Genomic DNA, 23342 nt, shown 5'->3' with positions numbered 1-23342 from the left:
CGGCCCCGCCCGGTCAAGGAACGGCGGCTCGGCGCTAGAAACTTATTTAGCACTAAATGAATGAACTTGACCGTCCCGATCCGGCGAGGTACCGGCTGGGGAAAGCTACAAATCAGGGGAGGGTTCGATGGCCGTGACTTGGCGTGCGACGAAGCAGATCGCGCTGACCGGAGCGTCGTTGGTCGCCATGCTGGCGGCGGGTCCTGCGCTTGCACAGACCTCTGGCGCGTCCGCCGCCGGCGAGGCCACCGTCGACGAAATCGTCGTCACGGGAACCAGCATCCGCGGCGTGCCGCCCACGGGGTCGAACCTCATCGGGGTGACGCGGGAGGACATCAAGGCCGTCGGCGCGGCGACCGCGCCCGAGCTGCTCGCCAGCGTCCCGCAGCTCAACAGCTTCAACACCGCGCCGCGCGCCGCCAACGCCGGGGCCGGCTCGTTCGCGCCGGGCCTGCGCAGCCTGCCGGCGTCGGCCACCCTGCCGCTCCTGAACGGCCACCGGCTGGTCGCCGGCGGGGCCAACGAGACGAACCCCGACTTCCCGTTCGTGCCGGACCTGGCCATCGAGCGGGTGGAGATCGTCGCCGACGGCGCCTCTTCCATCTACGGCTCGGACGCGATCGCCGGGGTCGTGAACTTCATCACCCGCAAGCGCTACTCCGGCGTCGAGATGTCGGCCCGCTACGGCGTGGCCGAGGACTACGAGAGCTTCAGCGTCAGCGGCCTGGCGGGCCGTGACTGGGCTGGCGAATGGGGCGACGGCTCGATTCTGGCCGCCTACCAGTACTCCGAGAACGGGAACGTCACCGGCGCCGACCGCGACTACCGGATCGTGGATTTCCGCCCGTTCGGGGGCGTCGATACCCGGGGGACCAGCTGCCCCTCGCCGAACCTGGTCGTCGGCGGCGTGGTCCATGCGGCGCCGACCCTGACGCCGAACACCACCAACTATTGCGACGTGGGGGCGCCGGTGGACCTGGTCCCGGCCTCGCGCCTGCACAGCGCCTTCGTCACCGCCCGGCAGGACGTGGGCGAGCGGGTCACCCTATGGGGCGACCTGCTGTACTCGGACCGTAAGGACGCGGTGCAGGCCGCGATCCCGGGCCAGACGGTGACGCTGACCGCCGCGAACCCGTTCTTCCGGGCCCCGGCCGGCAGCGCGGCGACGGCGGGGACGGTCTTCTTCCGGCCGGACAACCTGGTCGGCGCGGACCACTTCGACCAGACCTACCATGTGAAGGCCGGCAACTCGTCGGCGGGCGCCGACGTGCTGCTGCCGCGCGACTTCAACCTGAGCCTCTACGGAACCTACGACTGGTCCCGGCACGTCGCGTTCCAGCCGATGATCAATCCGGTGGCGCTCGCCCAGGCCGCGGCCGGGACCAGCCCCTCGACGGCGCTGGATCCGTTCGGGGAGGGGACCGCCCCGACGGTGGTCCAGGCGATCACCGACTACTCGACCAGCGTCACGATCAAGCAGCGCACCAAGGTGGCGGCGGCCAAGATCGACGGGCCGCTCTTCGACCTGCCCGCGGGCGAGCTGAAGATCGCCGCCGGCGTGGAATACCGGAAGGAGACCTTCCAACAGCGCGGATTCGTCGGCGTGACCCCGGTTCCGGAGAACCTGGGCCGCGACATCAAGTCGGTCTACGGCGAACTCTTCGTGCCGGTGGTGGGCGACGCCAATTCAGCACCCCTCATCCATCGCCTGTCGCTGTCGCTGTCGGGCCGGTACGACCACTACAGCGACTTCGGCTCGACGACCAATCCGAAGGTCGGCGTCAACTGGGACCCGGTGGAGGGCGTCACGATCCGCGGCACGTACGGCCGCTCGTTCCGGGCGCCCGGCCTGCGCGACGTCGGCGCGACCGTCGGCGCCTACTACCTGGACGCTGTCACCGCCGGCGTCGCGGCCCGCGATCCGACCCGTGGCTCCGCCCAGGTCAACACGGTCTATCTGCTCGGCGGCAACAAGGACCTGCAGCCGGAGAAGGCCGAGACCTACTCCCTGGGGGTCGACTGGCGCCCGACGTTCCTGCCCGAGCTCCGCGCCGGCGTGACGTTCTACAGCATCGACTTCACCGACGTGATCGGCACGCCGCCCACGGCGATGGTCTTCACGGACCCCACGTTCTCCTCGGTCGTGTACCGGGACCCGACCGCCGCCCAGCTGAGCGGCCTGCTGGCGATCGCCGTACCGGTGAACCTGCCCACGCCGCTGCCGACGGTCGGCAACCTGCTGGACCTGCGCCGCGGCAACTTCGGCGTGCGTAAGACGAACGGCCTGGATTTCGACGTGAACTACCGGCGCGCGACCGACTTCGGCGCCGTGTTCGGGGGCGTCGCCGGCAACTACATCCTGAAGTACGACACCCGGCTCTCGCCGACCGCGCCGGTGTCGAACTCGCTGCGGCTGGGCGTTCCGCGCGCGACCGTCCGCACGACCCTCGGGGCCACGGCGGGTCCGGTGAGCGTCGTGGGCTTCGTGAACTACCGCGACGGCGTGACCAACACCTACGCCACGCCGACCGGCTTGAGCCAGTACGAGGCCAAGTCCTACACCACCGTCGACCTGCGTCTGAACTGGACGCTGCCGGACGCCGGCTGGACGCAGGGGACCGAGCTGGCGCTGCAGGTCAACGACGTCTTCGACGAGGAGCCGCCGTTCTTCCCGGCCACGGACGGCATTGGCGGCGGCTACAACCCGATCGGCCGCTTCGTGGCGGTGAACCTGCGCAAGACCTTCTGATCCAGGCACCGGCCGAAGCGCCCCAGTATGACGAGTTCTGTCCTTCGCCGGGCGCCCGGCTTCGACCCCGCAAGGCTCGCCGCCGTCGGCCCGGCCCTCCAGGCCTTCGTCGACAGCAAAGAGCTGGCGGGCGTCGTCACCCTCGCCTCGCGGGGCGGCGAGATCGTGCACGCCGAGACCCTCGGGTGGCGCGATCTCGAGACCGGCGCGCCCATGCGGCCGGACACGCTGTTCCGGATCGCCTCGATGACCAAGCCGATCACCTCGGTGGCGGCCCTGATGCTGATGGAAGAGGGGCGGCTCTCGCTGGGGGACCCGATCTCGCGCTGGGTCCCCGAGCTGGCCGAGCCCCTCGTGCTGCGGAACCCGGCCGGCCCGCTCGACGATACGACGCCCGCGCGCCGGCCGATCACGATCGAGGACCTGCTGACCCACCGTTCCGGCATCGCCTACGCGTTCTTCTCGGAAGGGCCGCTCAAGGCGGCGTACGAGCAGGCGCTGGGCGATCCGGCCATGAACCGCTCCACGCCGGACGAGTGGCTGGCGGCGCTGGGGACGCTCCCGCTGGCCCACCAGCCCGGGGAGCGCTTTCACTACGGCCACTCCACCGACGTGCTCGGTTTCCTGATCGGCCGGGTCGAAGGCAAGCCCCTTCGCCAGGTCCTGCGCGAGCGGATCTTCTCGCCGCTGGGCATGGTCGACACGGACTTCTGGCTCCCGCGCGATCGGCGAGGCCGGCTGGCCAGCCTCTACACCTACGACGAGGCGGCGGGCCGGCTCACGAAGGTGGAGCCCGAGATGTACGACACGCCGCCGGCCTACACGCCGGGCGGTGGTGGGCTGATCTCCTCGGCGCCCGATTACCACCGGTTCGCGCGCATGCTGCTGGGCGGCGGCGCCCTCGACGGGGTACGCCTGCTGCGGCCCGAGACGGTGGCGCTGATGCGCACCAACCGGCTCACCGAGCCCCAGCGTCAGGTCCCCTTCGCGGGCATGCCGCTCTGGCGGACGAACGGCTTCGGCCTGGGCCTCTCGCTCGCGGAGCGGGGAGCGGGCAATCCCTACGCCTGCGGGGCGCCCGGCTCGATGACCTGGCCGGGGATCTTCGGCACCTGGTGGCAGGCCGACCCGGTCAACGACCTCGTCATGATCTATCTGATCCAGCACCAGGTGCCGGTGTCCGCCGGATCGGGCGCGGCGGTCGCCACCGGGCGGGGCGCCGCCGGCCGCCGCGCCCTGCCGATCTATCAGCAAGGCGTCTACGCGGCCCTGCAGGCCCAGTCCGACCCGGGGGAGGGATGACGATGGCCACCGTCGCCGATGGAGCGGCCCCGCCCGCGCCCGCCTATTCGCCGAGCTACAGGACGGCGGTGCTGTGGCTGCTGGTGGCGGCCTACACCTTCAACTTCATCGACCGGACGATCATCTCGACGATCGGCCAGGCGATCAAGGAGGACCTGAAGCTCACCGACCAGCAGCTCGGCTGGCTAGGCGGGCTGTCGTTCGCGCTGCTCTACACCACGCTCGGCATCCCCATCGCGCGGCTGGCCGAGCGCAGGAGCCGCGTGAACATCATCGCGATCTCGATCGTGATCTGGTCGGGCTTCACGGCGCTCTGCGGGACGGCCACGTCCTTCCTCCAGCTGCTGCTCTACCGGGTCGGCGTGGGCGTGGGCGAGGCGGGGCTGTCGCCGCCGGCCCACAGCCTGATCAGCGACTACTTCGAGCCCCGGAAGCGGGCGTCGGCCCTGTCGATCTACGCCTTCGGCATCCCGCTCGGCACGATGTTCGGAGCGGTGGCGGGCGGCTGGATCGCCCAGAACGTGAGCTGGCAGGCGGCGTTCATGCTGGTGGGCCTGCCGGGCATCGCCGTGGCCATCGCGATCAAGCTGTTCGTGAAAGAGCCGCCCAGGGGCTGGGCCGACCGGCAGCTGGCGGGCGAGACGGCCGCGCCCGCCGCCGCGGCCGAGCCGACGCCCTCCATCCTTGCGGTGGCCAGGCGGCTGTTCGGCTCGTGGGGCATGTTCCACATGGCCGCCGGGGTGACCATGGCGAGCTTCGCCGGCTATGGCGCGGGCGCCTACGTGCCGCCGTACCTCATCCGGCAGTTCGGCATGGACCTGGCGACCACGGGGCTCGTGGTCGGGCTGGTGGCGGGCGTCGCCAACGCCGCCGGCACGCTGGCGGGCGGCTTCCTCACCGACTGGGCCGGCAAGCGGAGCGCGCGGTGGTCCGCCCTGATCCCGGCGATCGGGCTGCTGCTGGCCACGCCCCTCTACCTGTACGCCTTCAGCCGCGACGCCTGGCAGGTGGGCGTGGCCTTCTGGCTGGTGGCCGGCGTGCTGCACTACACCTACATCGGCCCATCGTTCGGGGTGGTGCAGAACGCCATGGACGTGCGGATGCGGGCCACCGCGGTCGCGGTGCTGTTCTTCGTGCTGAACCTCATCGCCCTGGGCTTCGGCCCGCCCTTCACCGGCTGGCTGATCGACACCTTCGCTCAGCTGTCCTGGGCGGGCGCGGGCGGCGCGGGCGCGTTCACGAAGGCCTGTCCGGGCGGGATCGGGGCGGAGGGCGGCCCGGTGGCCCTCGACGCGGCGTGCCGGGCGGCCATGGCGGCGGGGACCCGCAGCGGGGTACTGGGCACGAGCCTGATCTACGCCTGGGCGGGCGTGCACTATCTGCTCGCCGCCATCACCCTGCCAAGGGACATCGCCGCGGCGCGCGCCAGCGTGTAACCGCGCCGCTTGCCTGACGTGACGGCGGGTAGGTCAACTCGGGGGATGGAACGCGCAGAGCTCCCCCCCGAGAACGATTTCGAGCAGATGACCACCCTGGGCGACGTCGCCCGCTACCAGGCGCGGGTGCGGCCGGACGCCGTCGCGCTGGAGTTCGAGGGACGGGCCACGACCTTCGGCCAGTTCGACCGGCTGACGAACCGCGTCGCCAACGCCCTGGCCGCAGCCGGCCTCAGGAAGGGGCAGCGGATCGCCTACGTCGGCAAGAACAGCGACCACTACTTCGAGCTGCTGGTCGGCGCCGCCAAGGCGGGCGTGGTCATGACCCCGATCGGCTGGCGCCTCGCGCCGCCCGAGGTGGCCTACATCGTCCAGGACAGCGAGGCGCCGATCGTCTTCGTCGGGCCGGAGGTCATGGGCCACACGGCCGAGGTCGCCGCGCTGCTGGAACGGCGCCCGCAGGTGATCGCCATGGAGCCCGGCGGCGGCGAGCGCCTCTACGAGACCTGGCGCGACGCCGCGCCCGACACCGATCCGGCCGTTCCCGTCACGCCGCACGACGTGGCCGTGCAGCTCTACACCTCGGGAACCACGGGGCGGCCCAAGGGCGTGATGCTGACCCACGAGAACATCCTGGGGGGCCGGCGCACCGCCGCCGAGGCCAAGATGGACTGGAACACCTGGGGCCCCGACGACATCAGCCTCGTGGCCATGCCGGTGGCCCACATCGGCGGGACCGGCTGGGGCCTCGTCGGCCTGATGAACGGCGCCAAGGGCGTCGTCGCGCGCGAGTTCGACCCGATGAAGGTGCTGGACTTCATCGAGCACGACCGGGTCTCGAAGATGTTCATGGTGCCCGCGGCGCTGCAGATCGTGGTGCGCCAGCCGCGGGCGAGGAGCGTCGACTTCAGCCGCCTGAAGTACATCCTCTACGGCGCCTCGCCGATCCCGCTGGACCTGCTGCGCGAGTGCATGGAGGTGTTCGGCTGCGGCTTCGTCCAGCAGTACGGCATGACCGAGACCTGCGGCACCATCGTCTACCTGCCGCCCGAGGATCACGATCCGGCCGGCAATCCGCGGATGCGGGCGGCGGGCGTGCCGATGCCGGGCGTGGAGATCAAGGTGATCGACGCTGAGGGCCGGACCCTGCCGCTGGGCCAGGTGGGGGAGGTGGCGACCCGCTCGGTCGCCAACATGGCCGGGTACTGGAAGCAGCGCGAGGCGACGGCGAACACCATCGACGCCGACGGCTGGCTCCGGACCGGCGACGCCGGCTACCTCGACGAGGACGGCTACCTCTACATCCACGACCGGGTGAAGGACATGATCATCTCGGGCGCGGAGAACATCTATCCGGCCGAGGTGGAGAGCGCGATCTACGGCCACCCGGCGGTGTCCGAAGTGGCGGTGATCGGGGTGCCCGACGAAAAGTGGGGCGAGGCGGTCAAGGCCGTGGTGGTCCCCAAGCCCGGGATGACGATCGATCCCCAGGAGATCATCGCCTTCGCCCGCACCCGCATCGCCGGCTTCAAGGTCCCGAAGTCCGTGGAGGTGGTCGAGGCCATCCCCCGCAACGCCTCGGGCAAGATCCTCCGGCGCGAACTGCGCGAGCCTTACTGGGCCGGCCGGGAACGGCGGGTGAACTGAGGGTGGAAGATCGCCGCGCCGTCCCGGGCCGCCAGCGTCCGGCGCGTGCGCGGGGGCTCGGATTCCGGTAAGAACAGCGCATGGGGACTTCGGCCGACGACCCGTCCGCTGACGAAGGCGACGCGCCGACGCGCGGGCCGACCCGGCGCTTCGAGGCCCGCCGCCACGCCATCGTCCGCTCGGCCATCGCCGAGCTGAACCGCAAGGGCGTGCGCGGCATGACCCTGGGCGAGGTGGCCGCCCGCCTGGATCTCGTGCCCACCGGGGTCATCTACTACTTCAGGAACAAGGAGGAGCTGGCGGCGGCGGCCTTCCTCAAGGGCCTCGAGGCCTACGAGGCGCTGATCGCCCGGGGCGGCGCCGGAGCGAGCGAGGCCGAGCGGATCGAGGGCTTCGTCCACGCCTATTTCGACTTCAAGCAGCGGGTCGGCGCCGGCGAGGCCGACGAGATCCCGGTCTTCAACGACATCCGCGCCCTGGGCTCGGCGGCGGTGAACGAGGCCTATGTGCGGATGTTCCGCGACATCCGCGGGCTGTTCGAGCCGGGCGACCGGCTGCCCCGCGCGCATCGCAACGCCCGGGCGCACCTGCTGAATTCCCAGATGCTGTGGGTGGTGGTCTGGCTGCGGCGGATCGAGCCGGCGGACTATGCGCGGGCGGCCGCGCGCACCTCGGACATCCTGCTGCACGGCCTCACCCCGCCCGGCGCGCGCTGGCCGAAACCGCGGGACATCCCCCTGGCGCACGACGGCCAGCCTGGCTCCACCTCGCCCGAGCTCTTCCTGCGGGCGGCCACCGAGCTGATCAACGCCGAGGGCTACCACGGCGCCTCGGTCGAGCGGATTTCGGCTCGGCTCAACGTCAGCAAGGGCGCCTTCTACCACCACAATACGACCAAGGACGAACTGGTGGCCGCCTGCTTCCAGCGGACCTTCGACATCATGTGGCGGGCGATCCGCGAGGCCGAGGCGGAGGGCGGCTCGAGCCTGGAGGTGCTGGCCCGGGCGGCGGCGGCCCTGATCGGACGGCAGATCGGCGGCGCCGCGCCCCTGCTGCGCAGCTCGGCGCTGACCACCGTCCCCGAAGCCATGCGCGCGGGCCTGCTGGAAGGCTTCGACCGGCTGACGCTCCGCTTCGCCTCGATCATCTGCGACGGGATCGCCGACGGCTCGCTGCGGCCCGTGGATGTGAACATCGCCGCCCAGACCCTCACGGCGGCGATCAACGCGGCGGCCGAGCTGCACGACTGGGCGCCCGGGCTGACGACGGAGACGGTGGTGGACCACTACGTCCGGCCGGTGTTCGAGGGTCTGCTGTCGCCGCCGGCCGCCTGAACCACTTTTCGGCTGACCGGGGGCGTCCCGGCGGGCTAAGCCGCACCCAGTCAGGAAGGGAGTGTTCGATGACCGCCGAGGAGCTGCTGTCCCAGGAGTTCGGGACCATCGCCGACGTGATCCGCGCCCAGGCGGCCGCGCTGCAGGACAAGCCGGCGCTGATCGACGCGCGGCGCACGATCTCCTACGCCGAGCTGGACGCCCTCATGGACCGCATCGCCGCGGCCCTGCAGCGGGACGGCGTGGGCAAGGCCGACGTTGCCGCCGTCTGCGCCAGCACCTCGGTGGAGTACGGGGCGACGTTCTTCGGCGTCCTGCGGGCGGGCGCGATCGTGGCCCCGCTCGCCCCCTCGTCCACCCCCGAAAGCCTGATCGTCCAGCTCGAGGACTCGGGCGCCAAGGTCTTCTTCCTCGACAAGGGCGTGGCCGACCACATGGCCGGCGTGCTGGACCAGGTGACCGCCAAGCGCGTGTCGCTGGACGGCTCCGACGTCGGCCAGCCCTTCGAGGAATGGCTGGTCCCCGAGGGGGCCAAGCCGGTCCTTCACGAGATCGACCCCGACCAAGGCTTCAACATCATCTACTCGTCCGGCACCACGGGCGCGCCGAAGGGCATCGTCCAGCCGCACCGCATGCGCTGGGGGCAGATTCGCCGCGGGGTCTATCCGCCGGAGGCGGTCAGCCTCGTCTCGACGCCCCTCTACTCGAACACCACGCTGGTCTCGTTCCTGCCGACGATCTCGAACGGCGGCACGGTGGTGCTGCTGCCGAAGTTCGACGTGGAGCAGTTCCTGAAGCTCTCGGAGAAGCACCGGGTGACCCATGCCATGCTGGTGCCGGTGCAGTACCGGCGGCTGATGGCCCATCCCGACTTCGACAAGTACGACCTGTCGGCGTTCCAGATGAAGTTCTCGACCTCGGCGCCGTTCCCGGCCGAACTGAAGGCCGAGGTGCTGCGCCGCTGGCCCGGCGGTCTGGTCGAGTACTACGGCATGACCGAGGGCGGGGGCTCGTGCGGTCTCGTCTGCCACGAGCATCCCGACAAGCTGCACACGGTCGGCAAGCCGCTGCCGGGCCACGACATCCGGCTGATCGGCGAGGACGGCAAGGAGGTCGCGCAGGGCGAGATCGGCGAGGTCGTCGGCCGCTCGGGCGCGATGATGGTCGGCTACCACAACCAGCCGGGCAAGACCTCGGAGGCCGAATGGTGGAGCCCGGAGGGCCTGCGCTACATCCGCACCGGCGACGTGGGCCGCTTCGACGAGGACGGCTTCCTGACCCTCATGGACCGCAAGAAGGACATGATCATCTCGGGCGGGTTCAACATCTATCCCAGCGACTTGGAGGCCGAGATCGTGCAGCACCCCGCGGTGCTGGAGGCGGCGGTCGTCGGCGTGGCGTCGGACGCCTGGGGCGAGACGCCCGTCGCCTTCGTGGCCCTGAGGCCCGGCCAGAGCGTCAGCGCCGAGGAGCTGCGCGCCTGGGTCAACGGCCGGCTCGGCAAGACCCAGCGCCTGGCCGACCTGAAGATCGTCGAGGGATTGCCGCGCAGCCACATCGGCAAGGTGCTGAAGCGCGAGCTGCGCGACGGCTACAGGGCGCCCGCCCAGGCCTGACCGCCTGAGCCGCGCAGGGCCGCCCGCTGCGCCGGGACGACCTGGCGGGGCGGCCTGACGAAACCGTGCGCGCGCGTTCAGGAACGAAGCCGGACGAAGCTACGTTTGTCGGGACGGCGCAGCCTGTCCCCACGCGGCGGCGGCGCGCATCGTCTCGTCGTCAGGGGGCTCCGTTGCGGCGCATCCAGGGGACCAGCCCACAAGGCCGTCGCCATGTGCGACCGACGCGAACCCTCCATCCGGGAGCGGCCGGTGCGCGCGCCTGAGCGGGCCGGCTCCGTTGCGGTCATCGTGGCGGCGAAGGACGCGGCCGCCACCATCGCGCGTGCGGTGGCTTCGGCGCTGGCCCAGCCCGACGCGGCCGAGGTCGTGGTCGTGGACGACGGCAGCACCGACGAGACGGCGCGGCGCGCGCGGGACGCGGACGACGGTTCGGGCCGGCTGACGGTAGTCTCCCAGGCCCAGGCGGGTCCGGCGGCGGCGCGCAACCTGGCCCTGTCGCTCAGCCGCTCGCCTTGGATCTGTCCGCTGGACGCCGACGACTTCCTGAACCCGGGGCGCCTGGGCCGGCTGCTCGCGCAGGCGCAGGGTTGCGACCTGGTCGCCGACGACCTGCTGCTCGTCGCCGAGGGCGCGGAGGATGCGGCGCCGAAACCGCTGATCGGCGAGCAACTGGACCTGCCCTTCGTGCTGGATTTCCGGACCTTTGTGGACGCCAACGTGAGCCGCCCCGGCCTGGCGCGGCGCGAGTTCGGCTTCCTGAAGCCCCTGATCCGCCGCGGATTCCTGGAGGCCGCCGAGCTGGCCTACGATCCGGCGCTGCGGCTGGGCGAGGACTTCATCCTCTACGCGACGGCCCTGGCCAAGGGCGCGCGGTTCAGGGTGGTGCAGGCCTGCGGCTACGTCTCTGTGCAGCGCCCCGGCTCGCTGAGCCACAACCACACGATCGCCGACCTGAAGGCGCTGCAGAGGGCGAGCGCACGCTTGGCGGGCCTGCCCGGCCTGGGCGCGGCGGAAATCGCCGCGGCCCGCCGGCATCACCGGCACGTGACGGCGAAGGTGGACCTGCGCGAGGTGCTCGAGGCCAAGCAGACGGGCGGCCTGCTGGGGGCGCTCGCAGCGGTGGCGATGCGTGCGGCGAGCGCGCCCTACATCCTTCGGCAGGGCCTCGGCGGACAGCGGGCCTGAGCGCTCCTCCTCAGGCCTCTTCGGCCATGGCGCGGACCAGCTCCACCAGCTTGCGGCGCAGCGCCGGCTGGGCGATGCGCGGGAAGGTCGACATCAGCTCCAGGCCCTCGCCGGTGAGCATGAAGTCCTGGGCGTTGCGGCCGGCGTCGCCCAGCTCGTGGTCGTTCAACCCTTCGTAGAAGTAGGTCACGCCGGTCTTCAGCGCCTGGGCGATCTCCCAGAGCTTGGAGGCGCTGACGCGGTTGGCGCCGCGCTCGTACTTCTGGACCTGCTGGAAGGTGATTCCGAGGGCCTCGGCCAGGCGCTCCTGGCTCACCCCGATCTCCTTGCGGCGCATCCGGATCCGCAGACCCACGTGGCGGTCCACCGGGTGCGGGCCATCGCCACGGTCGTCGAGCCCTTCGGCGGCCGCGAACGGAGCGCCGATGACGTCTCTCTGCAACGGCTTGGTCATGCCCTTCACTTCTCCTCTGAGCGCCGGCTCGCGGCGCTCGGACACCTCCCCCGAGGTACGCACTCAGGTTGCGGTAAGCGCGACTTCTACGGAAGCTTGGGCCTACTCATTTTGGGGATATGTCGAGTTCCTGTTTTGATCACGCCGCCCCGCGGAGGCCCGCGCGGGGCGCGTCCCAGAAGGACAGCACGCCGAACTCGGCGAGGCCCGTGAACAGCCGATGCATGTGGGTCTGGTTGTCGAGGATGAACTCGACGAAGCCCCCGTCCGCCAGCACCCGGGCGGGGACGACGTAGCCGTCCTCCCCGGCCACGCAGCGCCCGTCCGACACCAGGCGGTTGAGGTGCCGGCGCACCGTCTCCGGCGGCACGCCGAGCCGCTCGGAGAGCGTCGCCGGCCGCACGGGCCGGCGCTCGTCATCGGCGAGGTAGGACTGGGGAGAGAGATCGTCGCCCCCGCCCTCGTCGTCGGGCAGGTGCTCCGTGTTCGCCTGGATCACATCCATCAGGATCATGCCGGTGACGAGGTCGCCGATGTACGCGCTGACCGGTTCGGCCAGCCGCAGGGCGTAGTCCGAGGACAGCCGCATGATCAGGCGGAGCGGCGGATTGCCGGGCGTGAAGCTCGTGTCCGGACGGTTCAGGCCGGTCAGGAAGCCCAGCCGATCGAGGCGTTCGTAGTACCGCCGGACGAGCTCGCAGTTGGCCTCCGCGAACGCCCGGTAGAAGGGCGAGTTCAGCGGCGCCTGCGGCAGCACCACGCCCTTGCGGGAGGTCTCCAGGACGCCCAGCTCGGCCAGGGCGGCGATCCGCCGGCGCGCGGTCTCGAAGGGGATCCGCAGCGAGGTCGCCACGGCGTTGACGCTGACCGGCCGGCGCAGCTCGTCGGGCGGCGGGGCATCCAGGGTGGCGTAGGCCAGCTGGAGCTCGGGGCTGCGGGTGATGGGCGCGATGTTGGCCTGGCTGATCGCCATCAGCAGCAGCCCGTCGATGACGTCGCGCCCCCAGCCGCCGAGCTTCACGAGGTCGAGCGCGAACCCGTTGGCCAGCCGCCCGGCGAGGCGGATCCTGGAAGGCGGCAGACGCCCGTTCATGCGCTTGTCCCCTAGGTGGCGCCCGATGCGGGGCGAACCTGGAGGATACGTGCCGGATCCGCGTTGAGACGCGTCAAAGCCCCGGCGCGTCAAAGCGCCGCGTACGGATCACCGATAGCGCTCGAACCACGCGACGATCGCGGCCGCCTTGGCCGCCGACTGCGAGGGGCGGGCCGCCAGGCCGCCGTGCCCGGCGTCGGGCACCCGGACCAGAGCCGTCGGCACGCCCTTGAGCTGCAGCGCCTGGTAGTACTGCTCGGCCTCGGACGGCGGCGTGCGGAAGTCCTGTTCGCCCACGACGACGAGGGTCGGCGTCGTCACATTGCCCACCAGCGACAGCGGCGAGCGGGCCCAGTACCCTTCCGGGTCCTCCCACGGGGCCTTGCCGAACCAGTACTTGGCCATCCCGAGGTAGGCGTCGGCGGTCAGCACCTGGCTGGCCCAGTTGATCACCGGCTTCTGGGTCGCGGCCGCCTTGAAGCGGTTCGTCTTGCCGACGATCCACGAGGTCAGCACCCCGCCGCCCGACCCGCCGGTGACGTAGAGCCGCTCGGGGTCCACGAAGCCCTTGGCGATCGCCGCGTCCACGGCGCTCATCAGGTCATCGTAGTCGTGGCTCGGATAGGCCTTGTCGATCTCGTTGGCGAAGGCGTTGCCGTACGAGGTCGAGCCCCGCGGGTTGGAGTAGAGCACCACATAGCCGGCCTGGGCGTAGAGCTGGACGTCGGTCGAGAACGACGGGCCGTAGGCCTGGTGTGGGCCGCCGTGGATCTCAAGGATCAGCGGGTACTTCTTCGCCGGGTCGAAATCGGGGGGCGTGGCGATCCACGCGTCGATCGGCTTGCCGTCGTGGGACGAGGTCACCGGCAGATGCTCGACCTTGGCCAGCGTCTTGCCGGCGAAGAGGCCCTCGTTCAGCCGGGTCAGCCGGGAGGCCTTGCCGCCGCGCCGGACCACGAGGTCGGCGGGAGCCACCGTCGAGCCGGCGGTGTAGGCGATCACGCCGCGGGCCACCGAGAACTCGCCGCCGGCGTAGGGGCGGTCGAGGCCGCCGCCGGTCAGGCCCTCGGCGACCGTCTCCAGACGGCCGTCCAGGGACACGCGGGCGACCTTGGTCACGCCCTTGTCCACGTAGTCGAAGTAGAGGCTTCGGCTGTCCTCCGACCACTGCGGGACGCCTACGCTGCGGTCGAGGTTGGCCGCCAGCTGGCGCACGTTCCCGCCGTCGGCGTCCATGACGTAGAGCTTGGAGTCCTCGTGGCTGCGGCCCTTGTCGTCGTTGCCGACGAAGGCGATGCGGCGGCCGTCGGGGGAGGGGACCGGCGCGGCGTCGGGGCCCACGCGGCTGGTCAGGCGGGTGAGCCGCCCGTCGACGATGTCCACCCGGTAGACCTCGCTCTCCTGGGGCTCGCGCTCCCAGGTCGGATTGCGGTTCGAGGCGAACAGCACGCCGCGGCCGTCGGCGGTGAAGGCGATCGGGCCCTCGCTGTCGAACTTGCCGAAGGTGACCTGGCGCGGCTGGCCGCCGTCGGCCGAGACCACGAACACCTGCCGAAAGCCCGGCTTCATGTAGCCCTGGCCGTCGAAGCGGTAGGTGACCCGGTCGATCACCTTCAGCGGCTCGGCCCACTTCGCGCCGTCCGGCTTCTTGAGGGGAGCGCCGAGGGGTTTGCCCTCGTCGAGCTCGATCATGGTGAAGGCCAGCGTGCGGCCGTCGGGCGACCAGGCGATGTCGTTCGGCGCCTGCTCGAGCGTCGCCACCTTGGCCGAGCGGCCCGAGGCCACCCAGCGGACGTAGAGCTGCGGCCGCTCGCCCGGCTGGGCCGAGACATAGGCCAGCCGCGTCCCGTCCGGCGACCAGCGCGGGGCGAAGTTGTTCCCGTCGTCCACCACCAGCGGCGCCTGGGCGCCGGTGGACAGGTCGGCCAACCAGATCGAGCGCTGGCTGCGATCGGTCATGATGTCGTTGCGGGCGCGGACGTAGGCCACCGCCCCGCCGTCGGGCCGCACCTGCGGATCGCTCGCCTGCTGCAGGCCGAACAGGTCTCGGGCCGTGAAGGTCCGCGACGGGCCCTCCGCGACCTGCGCCAGGGCCGGAGCCGCGGCAGGAGCCGTCGCCGCCAGCGCCAGGATGGACGCCAGAACCGTCATGCGCATGTGAGAACCCCCCGAACCGCGACGCGAACAGGGCGCCAGAGAAAGCGCTCGGCCAGGCTTTGTCCAGACGCCGCGGAAGGCTACATGCAGACCATGGCCGAAGCCTTCAACGAGATCGTCCTGCCCGCCTCGAAGGCGGAGCGCTACGCCGCCGTCGCCGAGGAGATCGCCTCGGTCCTGGACGGCGAGCCCAACCTCGTCGCGCGGATGGCGACGGTCGCCTCGATGCTGGCGAACAGCTTCGAGCACTACTTCTGGACCGGCTTCTACGTGGTCGATCCGGCGAAGGGGGACGAGCTGGTGGTGGGGCCCTACCAGGGCACCCTGGGCTGCCTCCGCATCGCCTTCGGCCGGGGGGTCTGCGGGGCGGCGGCCGCGACGCGGCAGACCCAGCTTGTCGAGGACGTGCACGCCTTCCCGGGCCACATCGCCTGCGACAGCCGCTCGGCCAGCGAGATCGTCGTGCCGGTGCTGGACGCCGGCGGCGAGCTGATCGCGGTGTTCGACGTGGATTCCGAGACGAAGGCCGCCTTCGATTCTACCGACCGGGAATGGCTGGAACGCATACTCTCGGAGACCTTCGCCAGAGGCGTCGCGAAGGGGTGATTGTCTTACGCTGCGGCGCCTCAATACATGTCGTCGCGACGCGCCCGAGGGGCGTAGAGGAAGCGAAACGGAGCTGTTGAGATGGCCGAGGCCTATATCGTCGCCGCCACCCGGACCGCGGGCGGTCGCAAGGGCGGTCGCGTGCGGGGCTGGCACCCCGCCGACCTGGGCGCGGTGGTCCTGAACGAGCTGATGGACCGCACCGGCGTCGACCCGGCGGCCGTCGAGGACGTCGTGATGGGCTGCGTCATGCAGGTGGGCGAGCAGTCCACCAACATCGCCCGCAACGCGGTCCTGGCCTCCAAGCTGCCGGAAAGCGTGCCGGCCACTTCGGTCGACCGCCAGTGCGGCTCCTCGCAGCAGGCCCTCCAGTTCGCCGCCCAGGCCGTGATGAGCGGCACCATGGACGTGGTGATCGCCTCGGGCGTCGAGAGCATGACCCGCGTGCCCATGGGCCTGTCGGTGTCGCTGGCCGCCAAGGAAGGCTTCGGCGTGCCGAAGAGCCCGCGGATGGAGGAGCGCTACCCCAACATCCAGTTCAGCCAGTTCATGGGCGCCGAGATGGTCGCCGAGAAGTACGGCCTGACCAAGGACCAGCTGGACGAGTTCGGCTACCAGTCCCACCAGCGCGCCATCGCCGCGACCCAGGGCGGGGCGTTCAAGGACGAGATCGTCGCCATCGACGGCCTCGACGCCGAGGGCAACACCGTTCGCCATGACGTGGACGAGGGCATCCGCTTCGATGTCAGCCTCGACGGCATGAAGGGCGTGAAGCTGCTGCGCGAGGGCGGCCGGATCACGGCGGCCACCTCCAGCCAGATCTGCGACGGCGCCTCGGGCGTGATGATCGTCTCGGAGAAGGCGCTGAAGGAGCACAACCTCACGCCGATGGCCCGCATCCACCACCTGTCGATCCTGGGCCACGACCCGGTGATCATGCTGGAGGCGCCGATCCCGGCGACCGAGCGGGCGCTGAAGAAGGCCGGCATGTCCGTCGACGACATCGACCTCTACGAAGTCAACGAGGCCTTCGCCTCGGTGCCGGTGGCCTACCTCCAGAAGCTGGGCGTGGATCCCGAGCGGATGAACGTCAACGGCGGCGCCATCGCGCTGGGCCACCCGCTGGGCGCCTCTGGCACCAAGCTGATGACCACGCTGCTCTATGCCCTGCAGAAGCGCGGCAAGAAGTACGGCCTGCAGACGATGTGCGAAGGCGGCGGCATGGCCAACGTCACCATCGTCGAGCGGCTCTAGGCCGGTCGAAACCGTCATCCCCGGGCCTGTCCCGGGGGTCCAGTCACGCAGGCGCTTGCGGGCTCGCCCCGAAGTGCGGTGCTTATGGATGGCCGGGACCAAGCCCGGCCATGACGATTCTGGGAGTCTGGGATGGCGGGACGCATCATCGCAATCACCGGCGCGGCCGGCGTGCTGGGCCAGGCCGTGGTGAAGGCCGCCGCCGCCCAGGGCGCGCGGCTGGCGCTCATCGACCATGCCAAGGCGTGTCCGGGCCCCGAGGGCGCGTTCGTGCAGACGGGCGTGGACCTGACCGACGCCGTGCAGGCCTCGGCCGCCATGGCCGCCGCCGGCGAGCGCCTCGGCGGGCTGGACGCGCTCCTGAACATCGCCGGGGGGTTCACCTGGGAGAAGCTGGAGGGCGGCGATCCCGCGAGCTGGGCCGCCATGCACCGGCTCAACGTCGTCACGGCCGCCAACGCCTGCCGCGCAGCGATCCCGCACCTGAAGGCCAGCGCCGCGGGCCGGATCGTCAATGTGGGCTCGGCCGCCGCGCTCAAGGCCGGCGCCGGCATGGGCCCCTATGCGGCCGCCAAGTCGGGGGTCCACAGCCTGACCCAGGCGCTGGCCGAGGAGCTGAAGGCCGACGGGGTGACGGTCAACGCCGTGCTGCCCTCGATCATCGACACCCCCACGAACCGCGCCGACATGCCGGACGCGGACTTCTCGGCCTGGGTGGCGCCGGACGACCTGGCCGCCGTGATCCTGTTCCTGGCGAGCGAGGCGGCCAGCGCGGTGACGGGCGCCCTGATGCCGGTGACCGGCCGCGTCTGAGGCGCGGCGGCTGTCACGAGTTCTTAGCAGTCGCAGCTTACGGCCGATCCTACGCGTCCAAGCGTAGGGGATAGTTCAATGATCAAGTCACGTTCGCGGCTGCTGGCCGCGGCGAGCGCCCTGGCCGTCGCCGGCGCGTGCGGCCCGGCCTTCGCCCAGGAGGCCCCGGCGGTCGAGGAGATCGTCGTCACGGCCCAGAAGCAGCAGCAGCAGGCGATCGACGTGCCGATCGCCCTGACGGCCTTCGGCGGCGAGCGGCTGGAGGCCCTGGGCGTCCAAGACTTCGCCGACCTGTCGCTGTTCACGCCCGGCTTCGAGGTGCAGGACCAGTCGCCGAACAACCCGGGCTTCGTGATGCGCGGCATCACCTCGGACTCCACCGACGCCTTCGCCGAGGCGCGGGTCTCGGTGTTCCAGGACGGCGTCTCGATCTCGAAGGCCCAGGGCTCGTACGTCGAGCTGTTCGACCTGGAGCGGGTCGAGGTGGCCAAGGGACCGCAGTCCACGCTGTTCGGTCGCGGCGCCCTGATCGGCGGGGTGAACCTGATCCAGGCCAAGGCCTCCACCGCCGGCTTCGACGGCTACGCCAAGGTCGAAGCGGGCGACTACAGCTATCGCCTCGGCGAGGCGGCGGTGAACGTCCCGCTGGGCGAGCAGGCGGCGCTGCGTCTGGCCGGCAGGGTCCGCTACCGCGACGGCTATGTGGACAACGCCCTGGGCGGCGACGCCTTCCAGTCCGTGGACACCCGCGCCGCGCGGGCCAGCCTGAAGCTCGAGCCGGCCGACCGCGTCAGCATCGACATCATCGCCAACTACCAGGAGGACGATCCCACCGGGACGGCCTTCAAGTCGGGCGGCTTCTCGCCGACCGATCCGACCACGGGCCGGGTGCTGGACGACCGGCGCCCGCAGAGCGCGGCGGCCCTGACGGCGCCGGCGAACTTCCAGGGCGGGCGGCAGCTCGGCATCGATCGCAAGGTCTGGGGCGTGACCGGCCTCGCCAGCTTCGAGCTGACCCCCTCGCTGACGCTGAACTCGATCAGCGCCTACCGGGAGTACGAGAGCCAGGAGACGTTCGACCCGGACGGCCTGTCGCTGCCGATCCTCACCGGCCTGAACGACGGCCGCGGCGAGCAGTGGAGCCAGGAACTGCGGCTCAACTTCGATGGCGGCGGCCGCGTCCGCGGCTTCGTCGGCGCGGGCCTCTTCAAGGCGGACGACGACCAGCGCACGCCGATCCAGTTCGACGAGCGCATCGCGCTGGCGGTGGTGACGGGCCAGCTCAACGCCTCGGCGGCGGGCTCGGGCCTGCCGGCGACGGCGCCGGCGCCGGCGGCGGTGTTCGGCAACACCGCCTTCACCGGCGCGCTGCTGCGCGGGCTGGTGGCGAACCTGAGCGGCAATCGGCTCGTGCTCACGCCCGCCCAGGCTACGGCCATCGCCGCGAACCTGCGCGCGAACCATCTGGAGGAGTCGACCAACACCTCGGACCTCGACTCGTTCGATCTCTTCGCCGACGTCAGCGTGGACGTCACCGACCGGCTCGAGGTCTCGGCCGGCGTCCGCTACACCCGCGACGAGAAGACCACCGGCTTCGGCAGCCGCGTGGTCGGCGGTCGCAGCGTCCTGGGCGGGGCGATCGGGGCGGCCCAGCTCGCCGAGTCCGGCACGGCCCAGGGCCTGGCCCAGGCGCAGGCCATCGTCGGGGCCTTGCAGTCGCCCGGCGTGCAGCAGATCCCTGACAGCGTGCTGCCGCTGTTCGGCCTGACCTTCCAGCCGACCACCGGCAACGGCCTGGTCTCGGAACAGGACCTGACCGACGACGGCGTCACCTGGCGCCTGGTGGCCCGCTACGAGCTGTCGGGCGACGCCAACGTCTACGCCTCGTACGCCCGCGGCCGCCGGCCCGAGGTGCTGGCGGCGTCCGGTCCGGCCGCGCCCGGAACCGCGGGCCGCTTCACCCGGGTGGAGGCCGAGACGGTGGACAGCTACGAGGTCGGCGCCAAGGCGGCCCTGCTGGACCGGCGGCTGCGCCTGGACGTCTCGGCCTACCGCTACGACTACGACAACTTCCAGACCGTCGAGCAGCGCGGCACGCTGTTCGTGACCACCAACGCGGGCAAGGCCAAGGCCTACGGCGTCGAGGGCCAGGCGGACCTGGCGATCGCCCGCGGGCTGAACCTGCTGGCGACCTACGCCTACAGCCATGCGCGGTTCGAGAGCGGCGCCTACGACGGCAACCGCTTCCGCCTGTCGCCGGACCATTCGGCTTCGCTGGCCGCCTCCTGGCGCACAGCGCTCGGCGCCGGCGAGCTGGAAGTGCGTCCCAGCTACACCTGGCAGTCCAAGGTCTACTTCGACAACAGCAACGACCGGCCGGCCTTCCAGCAGCCGCCGAACGTGTTCGTCGCCGACAACCTCGTGGACGAGTTCCAGAAGGCCTACGGCCTCCTGAACCTGCGGGTCGCCTGGACCGCGGACCGCGCGCCGGTGACCCTGGAGGCCTTCGTCACCAACCTGACCGACGAGGACTACATCATCGACGCCGGCAACACGGGCGACAACCTGGGCCTGCCGACGTTCATCGCCGGCCCGCCGCGGATGGCGGGCGTCGGGATCAGCTACCGGTACTGACGAGAGTGGGAGGGGCCGCGCCCGCGCGCGGCCCCTTGCCCTTCCGTAGAGGTCACCCGCTAGGGTCCCGCCAAATCAGGAGGGGACCCCCAATGATCGGCTACGTGACCATCGGCACGAACGACCTCGAGAAGGCGACGAAGTTCTACGACGCGGTGCTGACGCCGCTGGGCGGCAAGCGCACCTTCGCCAACGGCGACCGGATGCAGTTCTACGGCGGCGGCGGCACGCCCGGCATGATCGCCATCAGCAAGCCCTACGACGAGCAGCCCGCCACGGCCGGCAACGGCACGATGTTCGGCTTTCCCTGCCAGTCGAAGGAGCAGGTCGACGAGGTCCACGCGGCCGCCCTGGCCGCCGGCGGGACCTGCGATGGCCCGCCCGGCCAGCGCCTGCCCACCTTCTACGGCGCCTATTTCCGTGACCTCGACGGCAACAAGATCTGCGTCTTCAAGATGGGCTGACCTGGGCGGCGGGCGGGGCGGCCGGCGCGACGCGCCAGACGATCTCGCCCACGTCGTCGGCGACCAGCAGGGCCCCGCCGCCGTCCACGGCCACGCCGACCGGGCGGCCGCGCACCTTGCCGTCCTCGTCCAGGAACCCGGTCAGGAACGCCTGCGGCGGGGTCTGCGGGCGGCCGCCGCGGAAGGGCACGAACACCACCTGGTAGCCATTCAGCGGCCGGCGGTTCCACGAGCCGTGCTGGCCCACGAAGGCCCCACCCCGGTAGGCCGGCGGGAAGGCGTCGGCCGTGTAGAACGTCAGCCCCAGCGAGGCCGTGTGCGGTCCGAGGGCGTAGTCGGGCTTGATGGCCGTGGCCACGAGGTCAGGGCGGGGCGGCTTCACGCGGGCGTCCACGTTCTGGCCGTAGTAGCTGTAGGGCCAGCCGTAGAAGCCGCCGTCCCGGACGCTGGTCATGTAGTCGGGCACGAGGTCGTTGCCGATCTCGTCGCGCTCGTTGACCGTGGTCCAGAGCGCCCCGGTCGCCGGCTCCCAGCCCAGGCCGTTCGGATTGCGCAGGCCGCTGGCGAACAGCCGCAGCTTGCCCGTGGCGATGTCGTACTCGTGGATGGCGGCGCGCCCGACCTCCTCCTCCATGCCGTTCTCGGCGACGTTCGAGTTGGAGCCCACGGTGGCGTACAGCTTCGTCCCGTCTGGGCTGGCGATCAGGCTCTTGGTCCAGTGGTGGTTCCGCCCGGCGGGCAGGGCGAACACCGTCTCGCCGGCGCCCTCCACCCGGGTCTGGCCGGGGGCGTACGGGAAGCGCACCACGCCGTCGTCGCGGGCGACGTAGAGGCTCTCGCCCACGAGCGCCATGCCGAAGGGCCGGCGGATGTTCTGGGCAAAGATGGTCTTCACCTCGGCCACGCCGTCGCCGTCGGCGTCGCGCAGCAGCATGATGCGGTCGGGGCTTTTCTCCTGGGCGCCCGCGCGCTTCATGATCAGGTTCTGGAAGAAGCCGCGGATTCCCTTGGGCGGCTTGGATTCCGACGAGGACTCCGCCACCAGCACGTCGCCGTTCGGCAGCGGGAGCAGCCAGCGCGGGTGGTCGAAGCCCTCGCCGAAGCGGGTGACAACGAAGCCCGGCGGCGCGGTCGGCGCCTCGCCCGCCGCCCAGCCCTTCACCTCGGCCACGTTCACCACCGGGATCAGGCTCTTCTGCGGCTTCGGCAGGTGCGGGTCCGGACCGTAGCCGGCCCAGGGCTCGCCCGATCCGGTGGAGCAGGCCGCCAGGGCCAAGAGGGCCAGCGCGAGGGAGGGCAGGGCGACGCGGGCGTGTCTGCGCATGGAGGGCGGTCTCCGTTCTCTTGCATCCGGGCTGACGCCAGGGCGCCGTTGCCTAGATGCGCAAACGCGGTTGCAGTGACAGAGGCACAGGAGCGCGAGGATACATGGATTTGACCCTGACGCCCGAACTGTCGGCCTTCCGCGAGGAGGTGCGGGCGTTCCTGGCGGCCCATCGCGGCGAGTACGAAGCGGGCCAGCCGAAGGATCCCCTGGCCTGGCAGCGCCTCCTGATCGAGCACGGCTATGCGGCCCGGACGATCCCGAAGGCGTACGGCGGCTTCGGCGCTCAGCCCGACATACTGAAGGCGCGGATCATCGCCGAGGCCTTCATCGCCGCCGGCGCGCCGCGCGGCCTCGCCAACCAGGGGATCTCGATGCTGGTCCCGACCCTGCTGGAGGTGGGCTCGGAAGATCAGAAGACGCGCTGGATCGGGCCCACCCTGCGCGGCGAGGTGGTCTGGTGCCAGGGCTACTCCGAGCCGGGCGCGGGCTCGGACCTCGCCTCCCTGCAGACCCGGGCGGTGGAGGACGGCGAGGACTTCGTCATCTCGGGTTCGAAGATCTGGACCAGCACCGCCCACCTCGCGGACATGATGTTCTGCCTGGTGCGGACCGAGCCCGACAAGCCGAAGCACGAGGGCATCAGCTACGTCCTGATCCCGATGGACACGCCCGGGATCGAGGTGCGGCCGCTGAAGACCATGACGGGCTACGCCGAATTCAACGAGGTGTTCTTCACGGATGTGCGTGTTCCCCAGGCCAACGTCGTGGGCGGGCGCGGGCGCGGCTGGCAGGTGGCCAACACCACGCTCAAGCACGAGCGCGGAATGCTGGGCGATCCCAATGCGACCGAAGCCCGTCTGGCGGCCCTCATCGAGCTGATGAAGACCGAGACGGTCGATGGCGAGCGGATCATCGACAACCCGGTCTTCCGCGACCGGCTGATGCAGCTGCAGGCGCGGGTCTTCGCCATGAAGTTCAACGGCCTCCGTGTCCTGACCGACGAGACCGCGGGTCTCGCACGCCTGATCGTCAAGCTGCAGGGCTGCGAGCTGAACCATCAGGTGGCGGCTCTGGCCATCGACGCCCTGGGCGAGCTCGGCGTGCTGTACCACGAGGGGCCGCACCTGCGGGCCAAGGGCTCGTGGCAGCGCAACTACATGTTCGACCTCGGCCTCATCATCGGCGGCGGCACGGCGCAGATCCAGAAGAACATCATCGCCGAGCGGGGCCTTGGCCTGCCGCGCGAACCCAAGACGGTGGGGGCCTGA

Annotated in this window: 17 protein-coding genes; 13 read left to right on the top strand and 4 right to left on the bottom strand. The window is 71.0% G+C overall.

The annotated features are described in order from the left end of the window. Positions 1-127: 127 nt before the first annotated feature. From PHZ_RS13925 to PHZ_RS13895, 7 genes are all read left to right on the top strand, one after another. Positions 128-2749, top strand: coding sequence for a TonB-dependent receptor plug domain-containing protein (locus tag PHZ_RS13925; RefSeq protein WP_012523062.1), 2622 nt, complete (start codon positions 128-130; stop codon positions 2747-2749). A 27-nt stretch (positions 2750-2776) separates the two neighbouring features. Continuing rightward, positions 2777-4051, top strand: coding sequence for a serine hydrolase domain-containing protein (locus PHZ_RS13920; RefSeq protein ID WP_012523061.1), 1275 nt, complete (start codon positions 2777-2779; stop codon positions 4049-4051). A 2-nt stretch (positions 4052-4053) separates the two neighbouring features. Beyond that, positions 4054-5487 carry a spinster family MFS transporter gene (locus PHZ_RS13915; RefSeq protein WP_012523060.1) on the top strand — a complete coding sequence of 478 codons (1434 nt, stop codon included), beginning with the start codon at positions 4054-4056 and terminating at the stop codon, positions 5485-5487. Between the two features lie 45 nt (positions 5488-5532). After that, complete coding sequence (locus tag PHZ_RS13910) at positions 5533-7134, top strand: fatty acid--CoA ligase (protein WP_012523059.1); 1602 nt, start codon at positions 5533-5535, stop codon at positions 7132-7134. An 80-nt stretch (positions 7135-7214) separates the two neighbouring features. Continuing rightward, entirely contained in the window at positions 7215-8468 is a 1254-nt protein-coding gene (locus tag PHZ_RS13905; protein WP_012523058.1) for a TetR/AcrR family transcriptional regulator, read from the top strand. A gap of 68 nt (positions 8469-8536) precedes the next feature. Further along, positions 8537-10084 carry a class I adenylate-forming enzyme family protein gene (locus PHZ_RS13900; protein WP_012523057.1) on the top strand — a complete coding sequence of 516 codons (1548 nt, stop codon included), beginning with the start codon at positions 8537-8539 and terminating at the stop codon, positions 10082-10084. A 213-nt stretch (positions 10085-10297) separates the two neighbouring features. Next, positions 10298-11272 carry a glycosyltransferase family 2 protein gene (locus PHZ_RS13895; RefSeq protein WP_083770961.1) on the top strand — a complete coding sequence of 325 codons (975 nt, stop codon included), beginning with the start codon at positions 10298-10300 and terminating at the stop codon, positions 11270-11272. A 10-nt stretch (positions 11273-11282) separates the two neighbouring features. Here the strand turns inward: PHZ_RS13895 and PHZ_RS13890 are convergent, their stop codons facing one another. The 3 genes from PHZ_RS13890 to PHZ_RS13880 form a co-directional block, all read right to left on the bottom strand. Further along, positions 11283-11726: a helix-turn-helix domain-containing protein gene (locus PHZ_RS13890; RefSeq protein WP_049758258.1), complete on the bottom strand. Its 444-nt coding sequence runs from the start codon at positions 11724-11726 to the stop codon at positions 11283-11285. A 139-nt stretch (positions 11727-11865) separates the two neighbouring features. Further along, on the bottom strand, positions 11866-12819 hold the full coding sequence (locus tag PHZ_RS13885) for a helix-turn-helix domain-containing protein (RefSeq protein WP_012523054.1): 954 nt from the start codon (positions 12817-12819) through the stop codon (positions 11866-11868). A 108-nt stretch (positions 12820-12927) separates the two neighbouring features. Then, the gene (locus tag PHZ_RS13880; RefSeq protein ID WP_012523053.1) at positions 12928-14976 is read right to left on the bottom strand and encodes an alpha/beta hydrolase family protein; all 2049 of its coding nucleotides are present in this window, start codon (positions 14974-14976) and stop codon (positions 12928-12930) included. A 93-nt stretch (positions 14977-15069) separates the two neighbouring features. Here PHZ_RS13880 and PHZ_RS13875 point away from each other — a divergent pair, with 93 nt between their 5' ends. From PHZ_RS13875 to PHZ_RS13855, 5 genes are all read left to right on the top strand, one after another. Continuing rightward, positions 15070-15582: a GAF domain-containing protein gene (locus PHZ_RS13875; RefSeq protein WP_012523052.1), complete on the top strand. Its 513-nt coding sequence runs from the start codon at positions 15070-15072 to the stop codon at positions 15580-15582. A gap of 81 nt (positions 15583-15663) precedes the next feature. Beyond that, positions 15664-16836, top strand: coding sequence for an acetyl-CoA C-acetyltransferase (locus tag PHZ_RS13870; RefSeq protein ID WP_012523051.1), 1173 nt, complete (start codon positions 15664-15666; stop codon positions 16834-16836). Positions 16837-16968: 132 nt separating this feature from the next. Further along, positions 16969-17649: an SDR family NAD(P)-dependent oxidoreductase gene (locus tag PHZ_RS13865; RefSeq protein WP_012523050.1), complete on the top strand. Its 681-nt coding sequence runs from the start codon at positions 16969-16971 to the stop codon at positions 17647-17649. Between the two features lie 78 nt (positions 17650-17727). Next, on the top strand, positions 17728-20283 hold the full coding sequence (locus PHZ_RS13860) for a TonB-dependent receptor (RefSeq protein ID WP_012523049.1): 2556 nt from the start codon (positions 17728-17730) through the stop codon (positions 20281-20283). 92 nt (positions 20284-20375) lie between these two features. After that, the gene (locus PHZ_RS13855) at positions 20376-20747 is read left to right on the top strand and encodes a VOC family protein (protein WP_012523048.1); all 372 of its coding nucleotides are present in this window, start codon (positions 20376-20378) and stop codon (positions 20745-20747) included. On the opposite strand, the gene PHZ_RS13850 is transcribed toward PHZ_RS13855, so the two are convergent. Further along, positions 20734-22071, bottom strand: a complete 1338-nt coding sequence (locus tag PHZ_RS13850; RefSeq protein WP_012523047.1) for a PQQ-dependent sugar dehydrogenase — start codon at positions 22069-22071, stop codon at positions 20734-20736. The genes PHZ_RS13855 and PHZ_RS13850 overlap by 14 nt on opposite strands. 104 nt (positions 22072-22175) lie before the next feature. Between PHZ_RS13850 and PHZ_RS13845 the strand changes: the two genes are divergently transcribed. After that, entirely contained in the window at positions 22176-23342 is a 1167-nt protein-coding gene (locus PHZ_RS13845; RefSeq protein ID WP_012523046.1) for an acyl-CoA dehydrogenase family protein, read from the top strand.

This window comes from Phenylobacterium zucineum HLK1 (assembly GCF_000017265.1).
Lineage (GTDB): Bacteria > Pseudomonadota > Alphaproteobacteria > Caulobacterales > Caulobacteraceae > Phenylobacterium > Phenylobacterium zucineum.
This window is presented reverse-complemented; position numbering and strand designations above follow the sequence as displayed.

Excerpts from the sequence above, each read along its gene's own strand:
- PHZ_RS13925 (WP_012523062.1), top strand. The coding sequence starts at position 128 with ATGGCCGTGACTTGGCGTGCGACGAAGCAGATCGCGCTGACCGGAGCG.
- PHZ_RS13920 (WP_012523061.1), top strand. The coding sequence starts at position 2,777 with ATGACGAGTTCTGTCCTTCGCCGGGCGCCCGGCTTCGACCCCGCAAGG.
- PHZ_RS13915 (WP_012523060.1), top strand. The coding sequence starts at position 4,054 with ATGGCCACCGTCGCCGATGGAGCGGCCCCGCCCGCGCCCGCCTATTCG.
- PHZ_RS13910 (WP_012523059.1), top strand. The coding sequence starts at position 5,533 with ATGGAACGCGCAGAGCTCCCCCCCGAGAACGATTTCGAGCAGATGACC.
- PHZ_RS13905 (WP_012523058.1), top strand. The coding sequence starts at position 7,215 with ATGGGGACTTCGGCCGACGACCCGTCCGCTGACGAAGGCGACGCGCCG.
- PHZ_RS13900 (WP_012523057.1), top strand. The coding sequence starts at position 8,537 with ATGACCGCCGAGGAGCTGCTGTCCCAGGAGTTCGGGACCATCGCCGAC.
- PHZ_RS13895 (WP_083770961.1), top strand. The coding sequence starts at position 10,298 with ATGTGCGACCGACGCGAACCCTCCATCCGGGAGCGGCCGGTGCGCGCG.
- PHZ_RS13890 (WP_049758258.1), bottom strand. The coding sequence starts at position 11,726 with ATGACCAAGCCGTTGCAGAGAGACGTCATCGGCGCTCCGTTCGCGGCC.
- PHZ_RS13885 (WP_012523054.1), bottom strand. The coding sequence starts at position 12,819 with ATGAACGGGCGTCTGCCGCCTTCCAGGATCCGCCTCGCCGGGCGGCTG.
- PHZ_RS13880 (WP_012523053.1), bottom strand. The coding sequence starts at position 14,976 with ATGCGCATGACGGTTCTGGCGTCCATCCTGGCGCTGGCGGCGACGGCT.
- PHZ_RS13875 (WP_012523052.1), top strand. The coding sequence starts at position 15,070 with ATGGCCGAAGCCTTCAACGAGATCGTCCTGCCCGCCTCGAAGGCGGAG.
- PHZ_RS13870 (WP_012523051.1), top strand. The coding sequence starts at position 15,664 with ATGGCCGAGGCCTATATCGTCGCCGCCACCCGGACCGCGGGCGGTCGC.
- PHZ_RS13865 (WP_012523050.1), top strand. The coding sequence starts at position 16,969 with ATGGCGGGACGCATCATCGCAATCACCGGCGCGGCCGGCGTGCTGGGC.
- PHZ_RS13860 (WP_012523049.1), top strand. The coding sequence starts at position 17,728 with ATGATCAAGTCACGTTCGCGGCTGCTGGCCGCGGCGAGCGCCCTGGCC.
- PHZ_RS13855 (WP_012523048.1), top strand. The coding sequence starts at position 20,376 with ATGATCGGCTACGTGACCATCGGCACGAACGACCTCGAGAAGGCGACG.
- PHZ_RS13850 (WP_012523047.1), bottom strand. The coding sequence starts at position 22,071 with ATGCGCAGACACGCCCGCGTCGCCCTGCCCTCCCTCGCGCTGGCCCTC.
- PHZ_RS13845 (WP_012523046.1), top strand. The coding sequence starts at position 22,176 with ATGGATTTGACCCTGACGCCCGAACTGTCGGCCTTCCGCGAGGAGGTG.